At 61.4% G+C, this 17,035-nt stretch carries 15 protein-coding genes; 10 read left to right on the top strand and 5 right to left on the bottom strand.

The window, feature by feature from the left end:
* Positions 1 to 20 precede the first annotated feature (20 nt).
* The 3 genes from tnpA (at position 21) to tnpC (ending at position 2,513) form a co-directional block, all read left to right on the top strand.
* On the top strand, positions 21 to 482 hold the full coding sequence (gene tnpA / locus U5A82_RS11135) for an IS66-like element accessory protein TnpA (protein WP_326288525.1): 462 nt from the start codon (positions 21 to 23) through the stop codon (positions 480 to 482).
* The gene (gene tnpB, locus U5A82_RS11130) at positions 479 to 832 is read left to right on the top strand and encodes an IS66 family insertion sequence element accessory protein TnpB (protein ID WP_278391367.1); all 354 of its coding nucleotides are present in this window, start codon (positions 479 to 481) and stop codon (positions 830 to 832) included. The genes tnpA and tnpB overlap by 4 nt, the downstream gene beginning before the upstream one ends.
* Before the next feature lie 154 nt (positions 833 to 986).
* Positions 987 to 2,513 (top strand): IS66 family transposase, encoded by a 1,527-nt coding sequence (gene tnpC, locus U5A82_RS11125; RefSeq protein WP_326288792.1) that lies wholly within the window; start codon positions 987 to 989, stop codon positions 2,511 to 2,513.
* A gap of 116 nt (positions 2,514 to 2,629) precedes the next feature.
* On the opposite strand, the gene U5A82_RS11120 is transcribed toward tnpC, so the two are convergent.
* Together U5A82_RS11120 and U5A82_RS11110 are read right to left on the bottom strand one after the other, a co-directional pair.
* On the bottom strand, positions 2,630 to 3,604 hold the full coding sequence (locus U5A82_RS11120) for a GGDEF domain-containing protein (protein ID WP_326290886.1): 975 nt from the start codon (positions 3,602 to 3,604) through the stop codon (positions 2,630 to 2,632).
* Between the two features lie 898 nt (positions 3,605 to 4,502).
* Positions 4,503 to 6,596 carry a PQQ-dependent dehydrogenase, methanol/ethanol family gene (locus tag U5A82_RS11110; protein ID WP_326290885.1) on the bottom strand — a complete coding sequence of 698 codons (2,094 nt, stop codon included), beginning with the start codon at positions 6,594 to 6,596 and terminating at the stop codon, positions 4,503 to 4,505.
* A 124-nt stretch (positions 6,597 to 6,720) separates the two neighbouring features.
* On the opposite strand from U5A82_RS11110, the gene U5A82_RS11105 reads away from it, so the two are divergent.
* Positions 6,721 to 7,248 (top strand): VOC family protein, encoded by a 528-nt coding sequence (locus U5A82_RS11105; protein WP_326290884.1) that lies wholly within the window; start codon positions 6,721 to 6,723, stop codon positions 7,246 to 7,248.
* 27 nt (positions 7,249 to 7,275) lie between these two features.
* Positions 7,276 to 7,734, top strand: coding sequence for a VOC family protein (locus U5A82_RS11100; RefSeq protein ID WP_326290883.1), 459 nt, complete (start codon positions 7,276 to 7,278; stop codon positions 7,732 to 7,734).
* Between the two features lie 16 nt (positions 7,735 to 7,750).
* On the opposite strand, the gene U5A82_RS11095 is transcribed toward U5A82_RS11100, so the two are convergent.
* Both U5A82_RS11095 and U5A82_RS11090 read right to left on the bottom strand, forming a co-directional pair.
* Entirely contained in the window at positions 7,751 to 8,278 is a 528-nt protein-coding gene (locus U5A82_RS11095; protein WP_326290882.1) for a VOC family protein, read from the bottom strand.
* Positions 8,275 to 9,909 carry a GMC family oxidoreductase gene (locus tag U5A82_RS11090; protein WP_326290880.1) on the bottom strand — a complete coding sequence of 545 codons (1,635 nt, stop codon included), beginning with the start codon at positions 9,907 to 9,909 and terminating at the stop codon, positions 8,275 to 8,277. Before U5A82_RS11090 ends, U5A82_RS11095 begins: the two co-directional genes overlap by 4 nt.
* 201 nt (positions 9,910 to 10,110) lie before the next feature.
* Here U5A82_RS11090 and U5A82_RS11085 point away from each other — a divergent pair, with 201 nt between their 5' ends.
* The gene (locus U5A82_RS11085; protein WP_326290878.1) at positions 10,111 to 12,414 is read left to right on the top strand and encodes a TonB-dependent receptor; all 2,304 of its coding nucleotides are present in this window, start codon (positions 10,111 to 10,113) and stop codon (positions 12,412 to 12,414) included.
* 82 nt (positions 12,415 to 12,496) lie between these two features.
* Positions 12,497 to 13,708, top strand: coding sequence for a cytochrome P450 (locus tag U5A82_RS11080; protein ID WP_326290877.1), 1,212 nt, complete (start codon positions 12,497 to 12,499; stop codon positions 13,706 to 13,708).
* Between the two features lie 4 nt (positions 13,709 to 13,712).
* Here U5A82_RS11080 and U5A82_RS11075 read toward each other — a convergent pair whose 3' ends face one another.
* On the bottom strand, positions 13,713 to 15,344 hold the full coding sequence (locus U5A82_RS11075) for an FAD-dependent oxidoreductase (protein ID WP_326290875.1): 1,632 nt from the start codon (positions 15,342 to 15,344) through the stop codon (positions 13,713 to 13,715).
* A 119-nt stretch (positions 15,345 to 15,463) separates the two neighbouring features.
* Between U5A82_RS11075 and U5A82_RS11070 the strand changes: the two genes are divergently transcribed.
* From U5A82_RS11070 to U5A82_RS11060, 3 genes are all read left to right on the top strand, one after another.
* Entirely contained in the window at positions 15,464 to 16,081 is a 618-nt protein-coding gene (locus U5A82_RS11070; protein ID WP_326290874.1) for a TetR/AcrR family transcriptional regulator, read from the top strand.
* A 73-nt stretch (positions 16,082 to 16,154) separates the two neighbouring features.
* On the top strand, positions 16,155 to 16,712 hold the full coding sequence (locus U5A82_RS11065) for a nuclear transport factor 2 family protein (protein WP_326290873.1): 558 nt from the start codon (positions 16,155 to 16,157) through the stop codon (positions 16,710 to 16,712).
* A gap of 15 nt (positions 16,713 to 16,727) precedes the next feature.
* Complete coding sequence (locus U5A82_RS11060) at positions 16,728 to 17,030, top strand: hypothetical protein (RefSeq protein ID WP_326290872.1); 303 nt, start codon at positions 16,728 to 16,730, stop codon at positions 17,028 to 17,030.
* Positions 17,031 to 17,035 lie beyond the last annotated feature (5 nt).

Genomic DNA, 17,035 nt, shown 5'->3' with positions numbered 1-17,035 from the left:
CTTGCATTTGCGAGGTTGCGATGAGTGGTGATTTCGAAACGGGTTTCGAAACTGAAAGGGCTGAGAGGGTAGGCAAGGCCGAGCGTCTTGATGTCATTCCCTTGTCGAATGGCAACCGTGGATGGACTCCGGCGGCGAAGGCGCGGATCATTGAGGAGAGCTTCAAGCAGGGAGCGAATGTGTCTGAGGTGGCGCGGCGTCATGGCATGCTCCCGCAACAGCTTTATAACTGGCGAGGGCGTTTCCGAGAGCGGGCCGAGGGGATGGCCTTTGTTCCCGCGGTGATCGAAGACCCGGCTGCACCTCCCGTACCGCCGCCATCTTCCGGGCCACCGGCGCCCTCAGTGTCATCGTTGCCCGCGAGCCTGAGGAGTGGCGGTGAGATCGTCATCGAGACCCGCGGGCTGTCGATCCGCATCCCGTCGCACGTCGATGCCGACCATATCGAGCGGGTGCTCCTGGCCGCGCGGGTGACCACGTGATCATCCCGCCCGGGCCGTTGAAGGTGCTGGTTGCAACCCAGCCCGTGGACTTCAGGAAGGGCATGGTAGGCCTCGCCTCACTGGTGCAGCAGGAACTGCGGCTCGACCCATTCTCAGGCATGCTTTTTGTCTTCCGGGCACGCCGGGCAGACAGGATAAAACTCCTGCTATGGGATGGCACCGGGCTCGTACTCGTGACGAAGCGGTTGCAGGATGGGAAGTTCCGCTGGCCCCGACCGGGAGACGGCGTGATGAAGCTGTCGGCGGCCCAGGCTTCGGCGTTGTTCGAGGGGCTGGACTGGTCGCGCATGCATGTGCCGCGCGTGCCAAAACCACTTCATGCACAGTAGATCGCACGCCTGATTTTGTCTGGCGCAGGGGTGTTCCCAGCCGTGCGAAACCGGCTAGAATACGGGCGTGGCGGCGCATCCTGAACCCCCTCTCGAGACCAGCCCGGAGGCTGGATATGACGAGCTTCCCGATAATGTGGAGCAGCTCAAGGCGATGGTGCTGGCCGAGCGCGCTCGCGCGGCGCGGCTTGAACATATCCTCAAGCTGATCAACCGCTCGACCTTCGGCAAGCGTTCGGAAAAGCTCCCGGTCGATCAACTGGCATTGACGCTGGAAGACCAGGGCGTCGCCCTTGGCGAAGCCGATGGCTTGCAGGACAAGACCGCCGAGGAGGCCGAACGTTATGGCCTCAGGCCGCGTCGTCGACGGGCTCCGGATGCCGAGCGCGCATCACTGCCAGCGCATCTGCCGCGCTTCGAGACAGTGATCGAGCCCGAAAGCCTGGAATGTGCCTGTGGCGGGGCGCTACACAAGATCGGTGAGGACCGGTCCGAAAGGCTCGACATCATCCCGGCCCAGCATCGTGTGATGGTGACGATCCGACCCCGCTATGCCTGCCGCTGCTGTAGCGACGGCGTTCGCCAGGCGTTGGCACCGGCACATGTCGTGCCGGGCGGCTTGCCGACCGAAGCGCTGATCGCCGATGTTCTGATCAACAAATATTGCGACCACTTGCCGCTTTACCGTCAGTCGAAGATCTTCGCCCGGCAAGGCATCGAGATCAGCCGCGCCACTCTGGCGAACTGGGTTGGTCGCGGCATCGCTGCGCTGATGCCGATCACCGACAGGATGCGCGCCGATGCGCTTGCCCGTGCCCGTCTGTTCGTCGACGAAACTACGGTCAAGGTGCTGGCACCGGGAACGGGCAAGACGAAAACCGGCTACATGTGGGTCATAGTGTGCGACGATCGCGCTCATGGCGGCGTCGATCCGCCTCTGGCGCTCTATACCTATATGCCGGGACGCGGAAAAATGTGGGCCAGGCAGTTGCTAGGGTCATACCAGGGCATCCTACAGGTCGATGCCTGGCAGGCTTATGACCAGTTCGGCAAGGATGATAGCGCCGACGCCGGCGTCACGAAGTCCTTTTGTTGGGCTCACCTGCGACGCGGCTTCGTCGATGCAGGCAGCGATGCCCCGGTCGCGCAGGACGCCTTGCAGCGCATTGCCGAAATCTATCGCATCGAGAAGGAAATCCGGGGGCGCGCGGCCGAGGAACGCCTTGCCGTCAGGCAGGAGCGAACCCGTCCACTGGTCGACAAGCTCCATGCCTGGTTCGCCGCCACCGCACCGCGCATGATGGCTGGATCGGCAACGAGCGATGCGATGAAATATGCGCTCAAGCGCTGGGCGGGCTTTACCCGGTTCCTCGACGACGGCAGGATCGAGATCGACAACAACGCCGCCGAACGGGCCGTCAGGCCGGTGACTCTCCAAAGAAAAAATGCACTCTTCACCGGCCACCAACTCGGCGCCGAAAACTGGGCAGCGATCTCCTCGCTGGTCGAAACCTGCAAGATGCTGGACGTCAATCCCTACGCCTATCTCTGCGATGTCCTGGCCCGGATCATCACCCGCGCAGACACCGATCCCATCGACGATCTGTTGCCGTACAACTGGCTCGATGCCAACGCCGCCCAAGCTTCGTTCGAACTAAGCAGCATCGCAAGCGCCGCCTGATCACTCAGATGACAGCACCGCTCCCAAGGCCACGTGGGGGATTTTTACCGCTTACCATGCCGCTGGGACGTCGTTTTATCAAAGACATACTAAACGTCGATCCTGCTTGGATGAAATCACTCGGCTATTGAAGATCGAGGAACGAAAGAAGCGGCACACACTCGATCCCGACCAGTGCGCTTGGCGAGGTAAAGAGCCTCATCAGCCGCCTTTAGCGCAGTGCTCCCGTCGACATAGTTCAACCGGTCGGCCAAACCTGCTGAAAATGTCACACGCCCCATAGCGCGCTCAGTGCGACGATTGACAATGTTTCGTTCGCTAAGGTTTTGACGTGCAGCGTCCAGTTTGGCCATTGCATCTGGGACGGAATGGCCCGGCAGCAATATCCCGAACTCTTCCCCGCCAATCCGGGCAACAAAACAGCGTCGGCAGTTTTGCTTAAGCTGGTTTGAAACGAACTGGAGAACTCGGTCTCCTGCATCATGACCGTGCGTATCATTAATCGACTTGAAATGATCAATGTCGCAGATCGCCAGCACAAGCTGACCACCGTCTGCGAATGCTTTGCTGGCTTCATGTTCAAGCTGAGCATCGAAGGCGCGTCGGTTTGGGAGGTTTGTCAAAGCGTCCTTGTTCGCAGCACGTTGGGCCGCATCCAGCTTAGACTTAAGTCGAGATATTTCAGATTGATTCTGATCCATTTCGTTCTGCAGTTTGTCCGTGCGCGACACCATGGAAGAAGTGATTTCCAGCAATTTAGAAACTAAGGGCTTAACTTCTTTGCCCCGTTCGGCCTGATTGATATCTGCGCGTAATGCATCGCCATACATATGCACAGATATACGAGAGGCGGTCGCTATTCCATCCAGCACATTGACACCCTTTTGTGCTTTTTTAAGCATATCAAGAAGGGCTTCTGCTGTTGGCACGAGGTTCGTTCTCTGCGATATTTCCAGCATAACCGCATCCGACAGCGGATCGTCAGATTTTATTATCGCATCAATTTCGAGTTCGACTGCGCGATTGGTGCGCGCAAGATAGTCATGGGCAAGCCCAAAATTCAACGGAGTTATGGAGAGATCGTGAGCCAACAGAAACTCACCGACATCATCAAATAACCTCCGCCTCGCGCGTTCTCGATCGTGCACTGGACCTGCAGGTCTGGTGTGAGAAACTACCGAGTTCTCGCCCTCCGCATCGTCGCGCGAAATTGGGCGCATTCGGTTTGTTGATCGAGAAAACAGCGGCATAGCCAGACCATACTCAGCATGAGTAAACGGAAGGTAATTCCGATCAAGGCACAGGCATCATATACCGGAGTTATCGGTGAACCGAATGTTCCTGCAATTGTGGCGCAACGTGTCACCCTATTGGCACGCCTGCAACTGGTCGATGAACGACAGGCAGCTATTTTCGCCCACGATTGTGTCGCCTGCCCTAAAGACGGCCGGCGGCTATCCCCTCTTACCCGCCGGTAAAACGACATTCCGAAATCGGCCAAAAGCTGCGCGACAAAACTGGTGTTTCCGGCACATCCGCCGATGAAGCGCCATCTCAAACAATGCCATAAGAGTCCACGCGATAATAATGGACAGATGGCACTTGTGATGGTATCAATCGTGGGTCGGAAGCAAGAACCGACTTTAAATCAATACCTTGCCATGACTGCTGGGTGCCCGTAGGGGTCACCAAAATACTCTCCCGCACATGGATTTAGCTCACCACCGCCATATCCAGGCAGAAGTGGAGCGAAAACGGAGCCGGAGGTCGGCGGTGAAGCCGCTTCTGATACCGGTGGTCTGTATCCCGGGCTGCCGTGAGGGCGGATCATGCTGTCATGCCGCCGTCAGGCTTCGATCAGGTTTGCGCGAACGCCTTTCAAGCACCCCCGCCGTTACGGCTTTAGGGGCAGACGTCACAGTGGCAAAAGCGCGCGTCCTATTGACCCGAAACATCCACCGACCAGACATGTCCGATCATCCGTCGACGCTATTTCCCGGTCGGTGTCTGGACGGCGCCCCGATGCCAGTCGGCGTTATTGCGCCGGATATATTGGCGTAGCGCCGCGAGGGCGGCATCGTCGAACTCTTCGAAACGCGGCATGCCGTTGGACACCAGCGCGCCGTCCCGAACGACCGTCGCAAAAGCCGTGGGATCAACTGGCACGGTGGAGGCCCGCAGATCGGGCGCATGGCCGGCCGCGACGACATTGACGCCGTGACAGACGGCGCAATGCAGCGCGTAGGTCAGCATCCCGCGTGCCTCCATAGCAGGATCGGGCTTGAAATCCGGGTCCGTGGCAGGCGTCAGCGGCGCGATGTCGGCTTTGGGCAGGGTAGCCTTACCATCGAGCGCAAAGGTCAGGATGCGCCGCGCCTGAGTGCGATAGTCGATGCTGACCGGCAGCAGCGTGCCGAACGCCGCGCCGCTGGTGCCCATGCCGGTGATGACAGTTACATATTGCTTGCCATTAACGGCATAGCTGATCGGCGGCGCGGTGACGGGCGCCTGCGCGGCAAAGCGCCATAGCAGCTTGCCACTGTCGGCCGCATAGGCATTGAACTGGCCGTCGATCCGCCCCTGGAAGACGAGGTTGCCCGCAGTGGTCATCACGCCGCCATTCCATGGCCCCGGCGTCGGCACTTTCCACGCCGCGCGCTGGCGCACCGGGTCCCATGCCAATAGCGCGCTGGTGGCGTTGGTGGGGCCGGCGTCCTTGACGACATAATTGGGGATCGCCGCACCGTCCACCGCGCTGCCGGGCGTCCGCACCCAGTTGGCCCGCGTGATGCCGACGTCATTATAGCTGGTCGCCATCTCGATCGCCGGGATGTAGACGAGGCCTGCCTTGGGATTATACGCCATCGGCAGCCAGGTATGCGCGCCGACCGGGCCGGGCCACATGGTGAAGGTCTTGCCATCGGGATAGCGCGCGTCGGGATCTTCGACCGGGCGGCCGGTCTTGAGGTCGATGCGCTTGGCCCAGCTGACCTTGACGAAGGGTTCAGCTGAGATGAGCTTGCCGTTGGTCCGGTCGATGACGTAGAAAAAGCCGTTCTTGGGCGCGGTCATCAATACCTGACGCCGTTTTCCATCGATGGTCAGGTCAGCCAATTCCATGTCCATCGAGGCGTTATAGTCCCACGTCTCGCCCGGATTGACCTGATAATGCCATTTATAGGCCCCAGTCTTTGCATCCAACGCCACGACGGACGCCAGGAACAGATTGTCGCCCTTGCCCTCGCTGCGCACCTTGTGGTTCCAAGGCGAACCGTTGCCGACGCCCAGGATGATGGAATCCGTGCTGACGTCATAGGTCATCGCGTTCCAAACGGTTCCGCCGCCGCCATATTTCCACCAGTCCCCGGCCCAGGTCCGCGCCGCCATTTCCATGGCCTTGCTTTCGAAGCCATCCTTGGGATTGCCCGGCACGGTGTAGAAGCGCCAAAGTTGCTTGCCGGTTTTCGCGTCGTAAGTCGTCACATAACCACGCACCGAACTGACATCGCCGCCGCCGAAGCCGATGATGACCTTACCCGCGAAATAGCGGGGCGGGCCGGTGATGTAGCTGGGATTGTCGATCGGCAGCGTGCGCGACGACCAGGCAAGCGCACCTGTCTTCGCATCGATCGCCAGCAGGCGACCGTCATGCGTGCCGACGAAGATCTTGCCCTCGCCATAGGCAAGGCCGCGTATGCCCCAGCCCTGGCGCAGCTTGCGACCCGATAGTTCGGCCGCCTTGCTGTCATATTCCCATAACAGCTTGCCGGTCACCGCATCGATCGCGCGGACAAAGGTGTACCCTGTGGCGGTATAGACGACCCCGTCGATCGCCAGCGGCGCGGACACGCTGTTCTGCGGTGGCAGGTCCATCGACCAGACCAGGCCCAGCTTGCCGACATTGCCGCTGTTGATCCCATCGAGCGGGCTATAATGTTGTTCGCCGCCGGTGCGTCCGAACCCCGTCCAATCATTGGGGTTCAGCGCCGCATCGGTGGTGTCGCGAACCGTCGTGCCGCAACTCGACACAATCAGGGCAGTGGCCGCGATCCCCATAATGATTATGGCCTTGTGATGCGGCATAGATCCTCCCGATACGCTTATCGTCGCATGATAGCGCGCGATGAAGAACTTACCCCCCTGTCAAAGATGTTAGTCGCCGATCCGCACGAAAAGCCTAGCTTGGCCCGAGCAGAGGAGAGGACCGATGTCGCGACGCGCCGCCGCCAGGATCGTGCAAAATGGCTATGTCGTGCGCGATCTGGACATGGCGTGCGAGCGCCTGCGCGCGATGCTGGGCGTCGGGCCTTTTGTCGGCGGGACCGAAGTGACGCTGGAGGACCATCATTATCGCGGTGCGCCGACAGCGCCCATCCGGCTGCGGGGCGTGTTCGTCCAGTCGGGCGACCTCAACATCGAACTGATCCAGATCCTTTCACCCGGTCCCAGCGCCTTTCACGACATGATCGACACGGGGCGCGACGGGTTGCATCATGTCGCCCTGTTCTGCGAGGATTATGAGGCAGAAAAGGCGCATTGGGTCGCGGCCGGTCATGCCATTGCCAGCGAGTTCACCACCGGCTTCGGCGCGAAAATCTGCTATGTCGATGCGCGTGATACGCTGGGCCATTTCATCGAACTCTATCCCGAACATCCCATCATCCGCGCCATGTACGCCCGCACGGTCGAAGCGGCGCGCGACTGGGACGGCGAACAGTTGATGGTCCCCTGGTGACCCCTATTCCATGAAAGGCCTTTGCGCATGATCGACCTGCAACGCTTTCACCATACCGGCATGGCCGTGGCCGATATCGACGCGGCGATGGACCTGTTCGGCTCCACGCTGGGGCTGACATGGGCGGCGGTGCGGCATTTCGACCCCCTGCCCTTTTGGACGCCGGAAGCCGGATCGCATGAGGTGCATGTCAAGGCGACCTATTCGCTGGGCGGTCCGCATCATCTGGAACTGGTGCAGGGCAGCGGCGCCTTTTATGACCCCGATCGCGCGCCGGATGCGCGGCATGTCGGTATCTGGGTCGATGACCTGAAGGGCGAAACGGACCGGATGATCGGTGAAGGGTGGCGCGTGGTCGCGGCGGGCGCGTCGCCGGAAGAAGGCTATGGGCTGATCGCCTATGTCGCGCCGCCGGTGCCCGGATTGCTGGTCGAGCTGATTTCGACCGACCTGAAGCCGGTGATCGACGACTGGCTGGGCGAGTGAGGCTTGAACGAGCGCATCAGGCCATGCTGATGGGCCGGATTACGTCGCGGCCATCGAAACCGATCGACGCCTGCCTGACGACATCATAGAAGTCGGTCAGCACCGGCGCGCCTTGATACAATTCGATCATGTGGCCGTAGCGCGCGACCGCATCCATCATCAGGAAGCGGAATCCGTCGTTCATCTCCGCCTCCAATGCGGTAGCGAACCCCGCCTGTTCGCAAGCGATCCGGGCGGTCTCAAGATCGTCCACGATGAGGGCGACATGGTGAAACCCCTCCGCCCCCGGCGCAAACATATCGTGAAAGACGGAGGGGCCGGGACCATTTTGTTGCGCAAATTCGATCATCAGGTCGTTCCACTGCCCAAAGGCAGAACTATGATCGAGCGGCACCGCGACGCCACGGTGCAGGCAGCGTTTGAGCGGGATATGATCGGCCACGAAATAGGGACCGGAGCCGAAGGTCGCGGCGTGGGCGATGGCGGCGACGCGCACATCCTGAACGAAATAGGCGACCTGCCGGATCGGCAATCCCGCGATCATGCCGCCACGAACCGGCGCGCATCCGCAGCGATCAGGCTGGCCGCATGCCAGGCCAGCGCCATGACGGGACCGTTGGTGTTGCCCGACACCGGCGATGGCATGACGGAGCAGTCCACCACGCGCAGGCCCGACACGCCGCGCACGCGCAGGCGGTCGTCGACCACCGCCGCGTTGTCGCTGCCCATGCGGCAGGTCGCCACCGCATGGGTGCCGCACAGCGACAGGCGGCGGAACGCGGTGAGGATGTCCGCGTCGCTCTGACAGGCGGCGCCCGGCACCAGTTCTTCCCCGACATAGGGTGTCAGCGCCGGTTGCCGCATATAACGCCGCATATAGCGGACCATCGCGATCGCGGCATGTTCATCCTCCGCCGTGGTCAGCCAGTTGGGCGTGATGACCGGCGGCGTGGCAGGATCGGACGAACGCGCCATTACGCTGCCCTCGCTGGTCAGGCGCAAAAGCTGGCCGTAGATGGTCAGCCCAGGCAAACGCTCGACATCGGCCAGCGGGACCGGGAAATTGTCGTCGCTCCGCGCAAAGGTGAAGCCGCCCATATAGAGCTGCGCATCGGGTCGATCGACATGGGGTTCCGTCCGCACGAACGCCCCGACTTCGAACGGCCCCGTCGCCATCGGTCCCTTGCGCGTCAGAACATATTGCGCGACGCTGGCCATGAGACCCATCCCGTGAAACCGCCGGTTGATGCCCGGATCGCCCTGCAACCGATAGGGCAGCGAAAAGCCCAGATGATCGCGCATCCGCGATCCGACATCCGGGCTGTCGGTCACGACGTCGATACCCAGCGATCGCAGATGATCGGCAGGGCCGATGCCGGACAGTTGCAACAGCTTGGGACTGTTGATCGCGCCCGCCGACAGGATCACTTCGCCCGCGCAGTGGAAGGTCAGCAATTCCTGTCCGCGACGGCCGACGACGCCGGTCGTCACGCCATTTTCCACCAGGATGCGCTCGACCAATATGCCCGGCTCGATCTGGAGATTGGGCCGCTTGCGCGCGGGGTTGAGGAACACCACCGCCGCGCTCTGACGGCGGCCATTCTTGATATTATGGGCGTAATAGCCCACGCCCTCCTGATCTTCCCGGTTCAGATCCTCCTTACGCGCAAGGCCCATCTGCTCGCCCGCCTCGATCAGCGCCTCGGCCACAGGATAGCGGAATTTGCCGGTGCTGATATGCACCGGACCGCCCGCGCCGCGTTGGTCGTCCGCCCCCAGTTCATGATCCTCGATTTCCATGAACGCCGCCTTCATGGTCGGCCAGCCCCAGCCGGTCGCGCCCCTGGCCTCCCAGTCGGCATAATCCTCCGGCTGGCCGCGCACATAGATCATGCCGTTGATCGAGCTGGAGCCGCCCAGCACTTTGCCGCGTATCCATAGTTCGGAGGCGGGCATGCCCGGTTCGCGCGGCTGATCCACCGGATAATGCCAGGCATGGTTGGGATCGAGCACCAGCTTGCCCAACCCCTTGGGCATGTGAATCAGGAAACTGCTGTCCTGGCCGCCCGCTTCCAGCAACAGCACCCGATTGCGCGGATCGGCGGACAGTCGTTCGGTCAGAACGCATCCGGCCGACCCCGCGCCGATGATGATATAATCGAACTGGTCGGCCAAAGCGGTCTCTCCTTTTTCTGATTCTGAAACTATCATCGGATGATGTCGCGCCCTGTCAGCTAGTCGAAACAACAGGCCGACCTGTCCGTCGCCGTAACGACCCTAGTGTTTTGTCGAGGTTGTAAGCGACCGCCCGCCCCGCATAACTAACCTTACAAATACAGCCTTGGCCGCTGACATAAGAACAACAGGGAGACGGTGATGACCGACAGGAAGATTATGCCTTCATTTGGCCTGCTGGGCGGCTGCGCGCTGTCCGCTTTAGCCTTCGCAGCGCTTGCCGCACCGGCGATGGCGCAGGAGGATGCTGCCGCTGCGCCGCAGCTGGAAAAAAGCCAGATTCAGGACATCGTCGTCACCGCCCGTCGGCGCGACGAGACGTTGCAGTCGACGCCGATCGCGATCACCGCAATCGCCGCGGCGCAGATCGAAAACAAGGGCGCCGTTACCATCGGCGATCTTCAGGGGTCCGCGCCCAACCTGCTCATCACGCAACAGAATTCCGGCGCGGCCGCAGCCAACCTGTCGATCCGCGGCCTGACCTATGCCGATATCGAAAAGTCGCAGGAACCCACTGTCGGCGTCGTGGTCGATGGCGTGTTCATCGGCACCAGCACCGGGCAATTTTTCGACTTTTTCGACATCAAGCAGATCGAAGTGCTGCGCGGTCCGCAGGGGACGTTGTTTGGCCGCAACACCATCGGCGGCGTCATCAGCATCCAGCGGTCGCGCCCTACCGGTGAATTCGGCGCCAAGCTGGAGGGCACCTATGGCAGCTACAATACCTGGGCCGCCAAATCCATCATCAACCTGCCCATCGTTGCAGACAAGCTGGCCGCCAAGGCATGGTATATCCACAATGAAAGCGACGGCTTTTATCGGCACGGCATAACCGGCAAGCGTGCCGGCGGCAGCAATAGCGACAATTTCGGTGCGTCTTTCCTCTTCACGCCCAGCAGCAACTTCGACGCGTTACTGACTGTAGAGAAGCAGATACAGAAATTTGACGTCGTCAACCCCACCATCGCCAGGACAGGCGAACTATTCTGCAATTTCATGCCTGCCAACCAGTGCAATCGCAACACCTCTGGCGACCTCTACACCGTTTTCAACGATCCGGGTACATCCAACTATCGGGCGCCATCGGTCACCTATGAGATGAACCTGGACCTGGATGCGGTCAAACTTACATCGATCACCGGCTATCGCAAATCCACGGAGCGCCAGACGCAGGATTTCGATTCATCCACGGCCGATCTCTATTATGTGTTGCGTTTGCAGAATTATCGCCAATGGAGTCAGGAATTGCGCGCCGGTGGCAAAGTCGGCGATAATTTCGACTATGTCGTGGGCGGATATTTCTTTGACTCCAAATATAACCTGACGCAATTCACCCGCCTGTTCGGCTTCAATCCGACGCTTGATCCCAGGGTTGCCGATCCAGCGCCGCAAAACGTCACCGGCAAAAACCGGTCCTATGCCGTGTTCGGCGACTTCATCTGGGCCTTTGCGGACCAGTTCCGCCTGTCCTTCGGTGGCCGCTACACCTGGGATAAAAAGGAACTGACCAATGCCTTCGGTGTCACGCCGGTCGGCAGCGGCGCGGCGGATTTCAAGAAATTCACGCCCAAGATCGGACTGGATTATCGACCCGACGCCAACACGCTGCTCTACGCATCCTGGTCACGCGGCTATCGTTCGGGCGGTTTTTCTCCCCGCGCGGCGACGGCGGATACCGCCAGCTTGCCGTATCAGCCCGAAACGGTGGACAGCTATGAAATCGGCGCCAAGCTTGATCTGTTCGACCGGATGCTGCAATTCAATGTCGCGGCCTTCTACGCCAAATATAAGAATTTGCAGCAGAACACGACGATCCCCGGCGGCCCGACCGGTAACCAGACGATCACGTCCAATGTCGGCTCGGAATTGATCAAGGGCGTGGAAATCGACTTCGTCGCCCGTCCGGCCACGGCCCTGCGCATCAGTGGATCGGCCGGTTTTCTGGATACCAAGTTCAAGAACTTCGTCGCCGGCAACGTGCTGACCTTCCCCGCGCCTGTCGGCACGGTCATCCGCCCGTTCGACTATTCGGGCAACGATCCGATCTACAGCCCCAAATTCAACGCATCGTTCAACATCGACTATACGCTGGACACCAGCTTTGGCGATGTCGTCGCCAATGTAGGCTACCGCTACATTGGACGTTATGACCAGCAGATCTCGCTCGGGCCGCTCACGGGCAATACCGGCGCGGTCAGCAATGGCGGCACTGTCATCGTCAATGGCAACGACCCGCGCGTCCGTTCGGATGCTCAGGGACTGGTCGACGCCAGCCTGACCGCGCATTTCGACATGGGCAAAACCAAGGCGAAATTCACAGTGTTCGGTCGCAACCTCGCCAATGACCGGGGGCCATCCGCGGCATTCACCGTTGCTGGTCTGTGGTCCTTTGCATCGGCGCGCGAACCCCGCACATTCGGTGCGACACTGGGCGTCGAATTCTAACGGCCTCCCACTGCGACGGGCGGCCTACCATCGCGCCGCCCGTCGATTTCTGCACGATATGCGCTCGAAGGAGCCGAGCATCATGACTATCCCGACGCCGGTTCCCGACCATGTCCCTGCCGATCGCGTAGTCGATTTCGATGTCTATCAACCGCCCCTGATCGAGCAGGATTATTTCTCGGCGTGGAAGGCGCTTCAGGCACCGGGTAAACCCGCGCTGGTCTGGACGCCGCATAATGGCGGCCACTGGATCGCGACGCGGGGCGAGGATATTCACCGGCTCTGGGCGGATACGGACAATCTGTCCAACGAAGTGCTCACCGTCCCGCCCGAAGTGGGCAAGGTGATGCGGTTCATCCCGTTGCAACTCGACCCGCCCGAACATGGGCCATTCCGCAAGGCGGTGATGACGGGCTTTGCGTCGCGCCATATCGTCGCGATGGAGCCGCAGGTCAGAGCCGTCGCCCGCGAACTGATCGCCGGTCTGCAAAATCGCGGGACATGCGATTTCATGACGGACTTCGCCGAAATCCTGCCGATCAACATCTTCCTGACGCTGATCGACGTGCCACTGGCCGATCGCCCGATGCTGCGGGAGTTCGGCGCCCAATTGACCCGGCCTGACGGCACCATGACGCCAGCAGACCTGATGCAGGCGGCGGACGATTATCTGTGGCCCTTCGTTCAGGCGCGCCTGGCGAACCCCGGCGACGACCTGTTCAGCCGCATATTGACGGTTCCCATCGATGGCCGGGCGTGGACCGAGGACGAAGCGCGTCGGATGTGCCGCAACCTGTTGTTCGGCGGTCTCGACACCGTGGTGGCGATGCTGGGCTTCGTCATGCTCCATCTGGCCCGCCACCCCGCGCAGCAGGCACAATTGCGCGACGATCCGGCCCTGATCCCCGATGCCGCCGACGAACTGATGCGCCGTTATGCCAGCGTATCTGTCAGCCGCAATCTGCGCGTGGACATGGAACTGGATGGCGTCACGATGCAGGCGGGGGACACGATCTATCTGGCCAGCGTCCTGCACAATCTGGACGAACGCAGTTTCGATGCGCCACAGGATGTGCGGTTCGACCGCAAACTATCGCCGCTCAAACATACGACCATGGGCAATGGCGCGCACCGTTGCGTCGGTGCCGCGCTCGCCCGTATGGAGATCATCACCGTCCTCCAGGAATGGCTACCCGTCATACCCCTGTTCGACCTGGACCCGGCGCATCGCGTAACGATGCGGACGGGCAATGTCGGCGCCTGCACGGCGCTGCCGCTGCGATGGGATCGCTGACGGATCAGCCCCGCGCCGCAGCATGAAGCCCCGCGCGATAACCGAACACCATGCCCGGCGCCAGCGTGCCGCCCGCCCCGCCATAGGTCATGCCCATGGGTGAAGCCATCACGTTCCCTGCCGCATAGAGGCCCGGAATGGCGGCCCCATCGACGTCCAGCACATTCGCGTCCACGTCGGTCTGCGGTCCCCCCTTGGTGCCCAGCGCGCCACTCTTCACCTCCACCGCATAATATGGCCCCTTCCCCAAAGCGCCGAGGGTCGCCCGTTTGTCGCCGCGCCAGGCCGGATCGCCCCACCACAGGTCATTGGCGCTTTCGCCCCGTCGGAAATCAGGGTCGGTTCCCGCCGCCGCATGACCGTTGAACCGGTCCACCGTCGCCTCCAGCTGGTCGGGGTCGATGCCGATCCGGTCGGCCAGTTCCCGCAAGGTGGGCGCGCCCGCTATCCATTGGGGCGGCGTCAGGCCATGCTCATATTCATCGCGCAGACCGCCGACGAAGGGATATCTGGCATAGAAATCCTGATTAAAGATCAGCCAGCAGGGCAGGTTCGCATAGTCGAAGCGACTGACATCCTGCTCGTGAAACGCCGCACCGAAAGCATTATAATTGGACGCCTCGTTGGTGAAGCGCCTGCCCTGTTTGTTGACCATCAACGTGCCGGGCATGGTGCGTTCATAGGTCAGCAACTGTTTGCCCATGCGGTTCACTTCGGTCGGTACTTCGATCACCGGCATCCACCAGGCTTCCCGCATATTGCCCAGCATCGCGCCCACACGCATCGCCATCTTCAGGCCATCGCCGGTATTGGTCTTGATCGACAGCGGATGGGTCATCGGCCCGCGCGTAAAGGCCCGGACCATCTTCGCGTCCCATTCGAACCCGCCGGTCGCCAGGATCACATTCTTCGCTGCGACCTCGAACGGACCGCCCGGCCCCTCCAGCTTCAGGCCCGCGACCGCGCCGTCCCGCATCACCAGTTCGACCGCGCGGCAACCGGTCTGTGGTTCGATCCCGCGATCGAGACAGCCCTTCAGCAACCGCCCGATCAGCGCCAGCCCCATGCCCCGCTCGTCATTGGCGCGCCGGCGCGCCTTTTCCGCCTGCGGCACTTCGACCGGTACAGGTTGGCCCAGCGTGGTTTCGCCCACGGTGATGGTATAATCCAGATAATAGGGCGAGGTGCCGACCCGGTCGGCCCAATCGCCCAATTCGCCAAAGGGAAAGAGCCGACATTCCAGCGTCCGTCCGCCTTCCGGCTTGCCGCCCGGAAATTCGGGGTGGTAATCGGGGAAATCGGGAATGGAATAGAAGCTGACGGGCGAGCATTTTTCGAGGAAGTCGATCATCTCCGGCCCGGTATCGACGAACGCTTCTGCCATATCCGGCGCGATCATGCCGTGCGACAGCGACATCAAATAGGTCAATGCGTCGTCCCGGCTGTCTGGCTTGCCCAGTGCGCGCTGGTGCGGGTTGTTGGGTATCCAGACCTGCCCGCCCGACCAGGCGCTGGTGCCGCCCACCGTATCCGCTTTCTCGAACAGGCCGACCTTCGCGCCACCCTCATGCGCGGTGATCGCCGCCGTAAGGCCAGCTGCGCCGGTGCCCAGCACAATGACGTCATATTGATCCATCGATCCACTCCCGATTTTATTTACAACATATGTTATATAATAAAATAGACCGAAAGCTGTCGGAATCGCTAGGGAGACATGCCTTTACAGCGTCGCCTTTCTCTGGAGAAACTCGTGCCGTGCCCGCCACCGTCGATCATGAAGCCCGCCGCCGCCATATCGCCGACATCGCGGCCGATCTGATCGCGCAGGGCGGGATGGAGAATGCGACGATCCGCAACGTCGCGGCAACGGCAGGCTATAGCACCGCGATCGTCACCCATTATTTCGCGCATAAGCGCGACTTGCTGCTCTGGGCCTATCGCGCGTCCGCACAGGCGACCCAGCGCCGCTTCGATGCGGTGCAAGCCAACGATCCCGATGACCTGATCGCCGCACTCTGCGCTTTTCTGCCGGATACGCCGGACGGGATAAAGGCGTGGCGCGTCTATTTCGCTTTCTGGCGCGCGACGGTCAGCGATCCCGAAATGGCGGCGGAACAGCGATGGTGGCAGGCCAATGCCCTAGCGATCATCGGCGCCGTCGCCAGCCGTCAGCCGGGTATGACCACAGCACAGGATCGGGTCGCCCGGATGTTGCTGGCGATCGTCCAGGGGATCGCGACTCAGGCTGCGCTCGATCAGGATCATTGGAGCGCGCAGGAACAGCATCGCGCGCTGGCTATTCAGGTCGATGCCATCCTGCGCCAGCCCAGTCCTGCGATTGCGCTATCTGCCCCAAATGCCGAACTGCTTTAAATGATAGTCGGGAATAGACGCGCCATGCTCTAGCCTCCGCCTGATGGATAAGAGTATCGGGAAGAGGCACAGCATGGCCAGAGCAGCAGGCACCGCCGCCTCGTTGACGAAGGGCGTGTCCAGCCCACGAGGCGCTCTCGATACTACCAGCGACACCGCGCGCTCGCACCAGCAGATCGTCGAACTGACGCTCGCCTATTGCCGGGGCGTCGATCGCGCCGACGAGACGCTGCTGAAAAGCATCTTTCATGACGACAGCGTCGTGGTCAGCGGCGCCTTCGATGGCAATGGCCAGCAATTCGCGTCCGAAATCTGCGCGATCGTCCGGGCCGTGTTCGACCAGACCCTGCATAGCATCGACCATCAATGGATAGAGGTGACCGGCGACACCGCCATCGGCGAAACCTATGTCGTCGCGGTGTCGACCATGACCGACCTGGAACGTGGCAAATCGGAAATGCTGACCGGCGGCCGCTATCTCGACCGGTTTACGCGCCGCGATGGCGTTTGGAAATTCTCGGCGCGCAGATTCGTCAGCGAATGGAGCCGCGTCGACGGAACCAGTTGCACCGACGAAGCGCCGTCCGCCACACAGGGATCGGGCAGCCATCCTGCCCCGCGCTGGCATTGACGCATGGAGGATCGGATGAACCTTGAAGCGGAAATGCGCGATCTGGCCGCGCGGCGCGACATTCAAAAGGCGATCTTCGATTATATGCGCAGGCAGGACCGGCTGGATCCCGATTTGCAGATGCGCGCCTTGCATGCCGATTCCGACGTCGATTGCGGCCTGCTGCGCGGCGGGCCAGAGGCCCATATCGACTGGGCGCGCAAGGACGCGCCGAGCGACGCCTTCATGGCGGGCATGCCGCTCATCCATCTGCCGGGCCGCAGGGGCACGGATTTCAGCCAGACGCGCGATCGGGCGTCGGGCATATCGGGACGCTGACAGAC

Source organism: Sphingobium sp. CR2-8, from assembly GCF_035818615.1.
In the GTDB taxonomy this organism is placed as follows: domain Bacteria; phylum Pseudomonadota; class Alphaproteobacteria; order Sphingomonadales; family Sphingomonadaceae; genus Sphingobium.
Note: the sequence above shows the minus strand (reverse complement) of the source record. Positions and strands in the feature narration are given on the sequence as shown.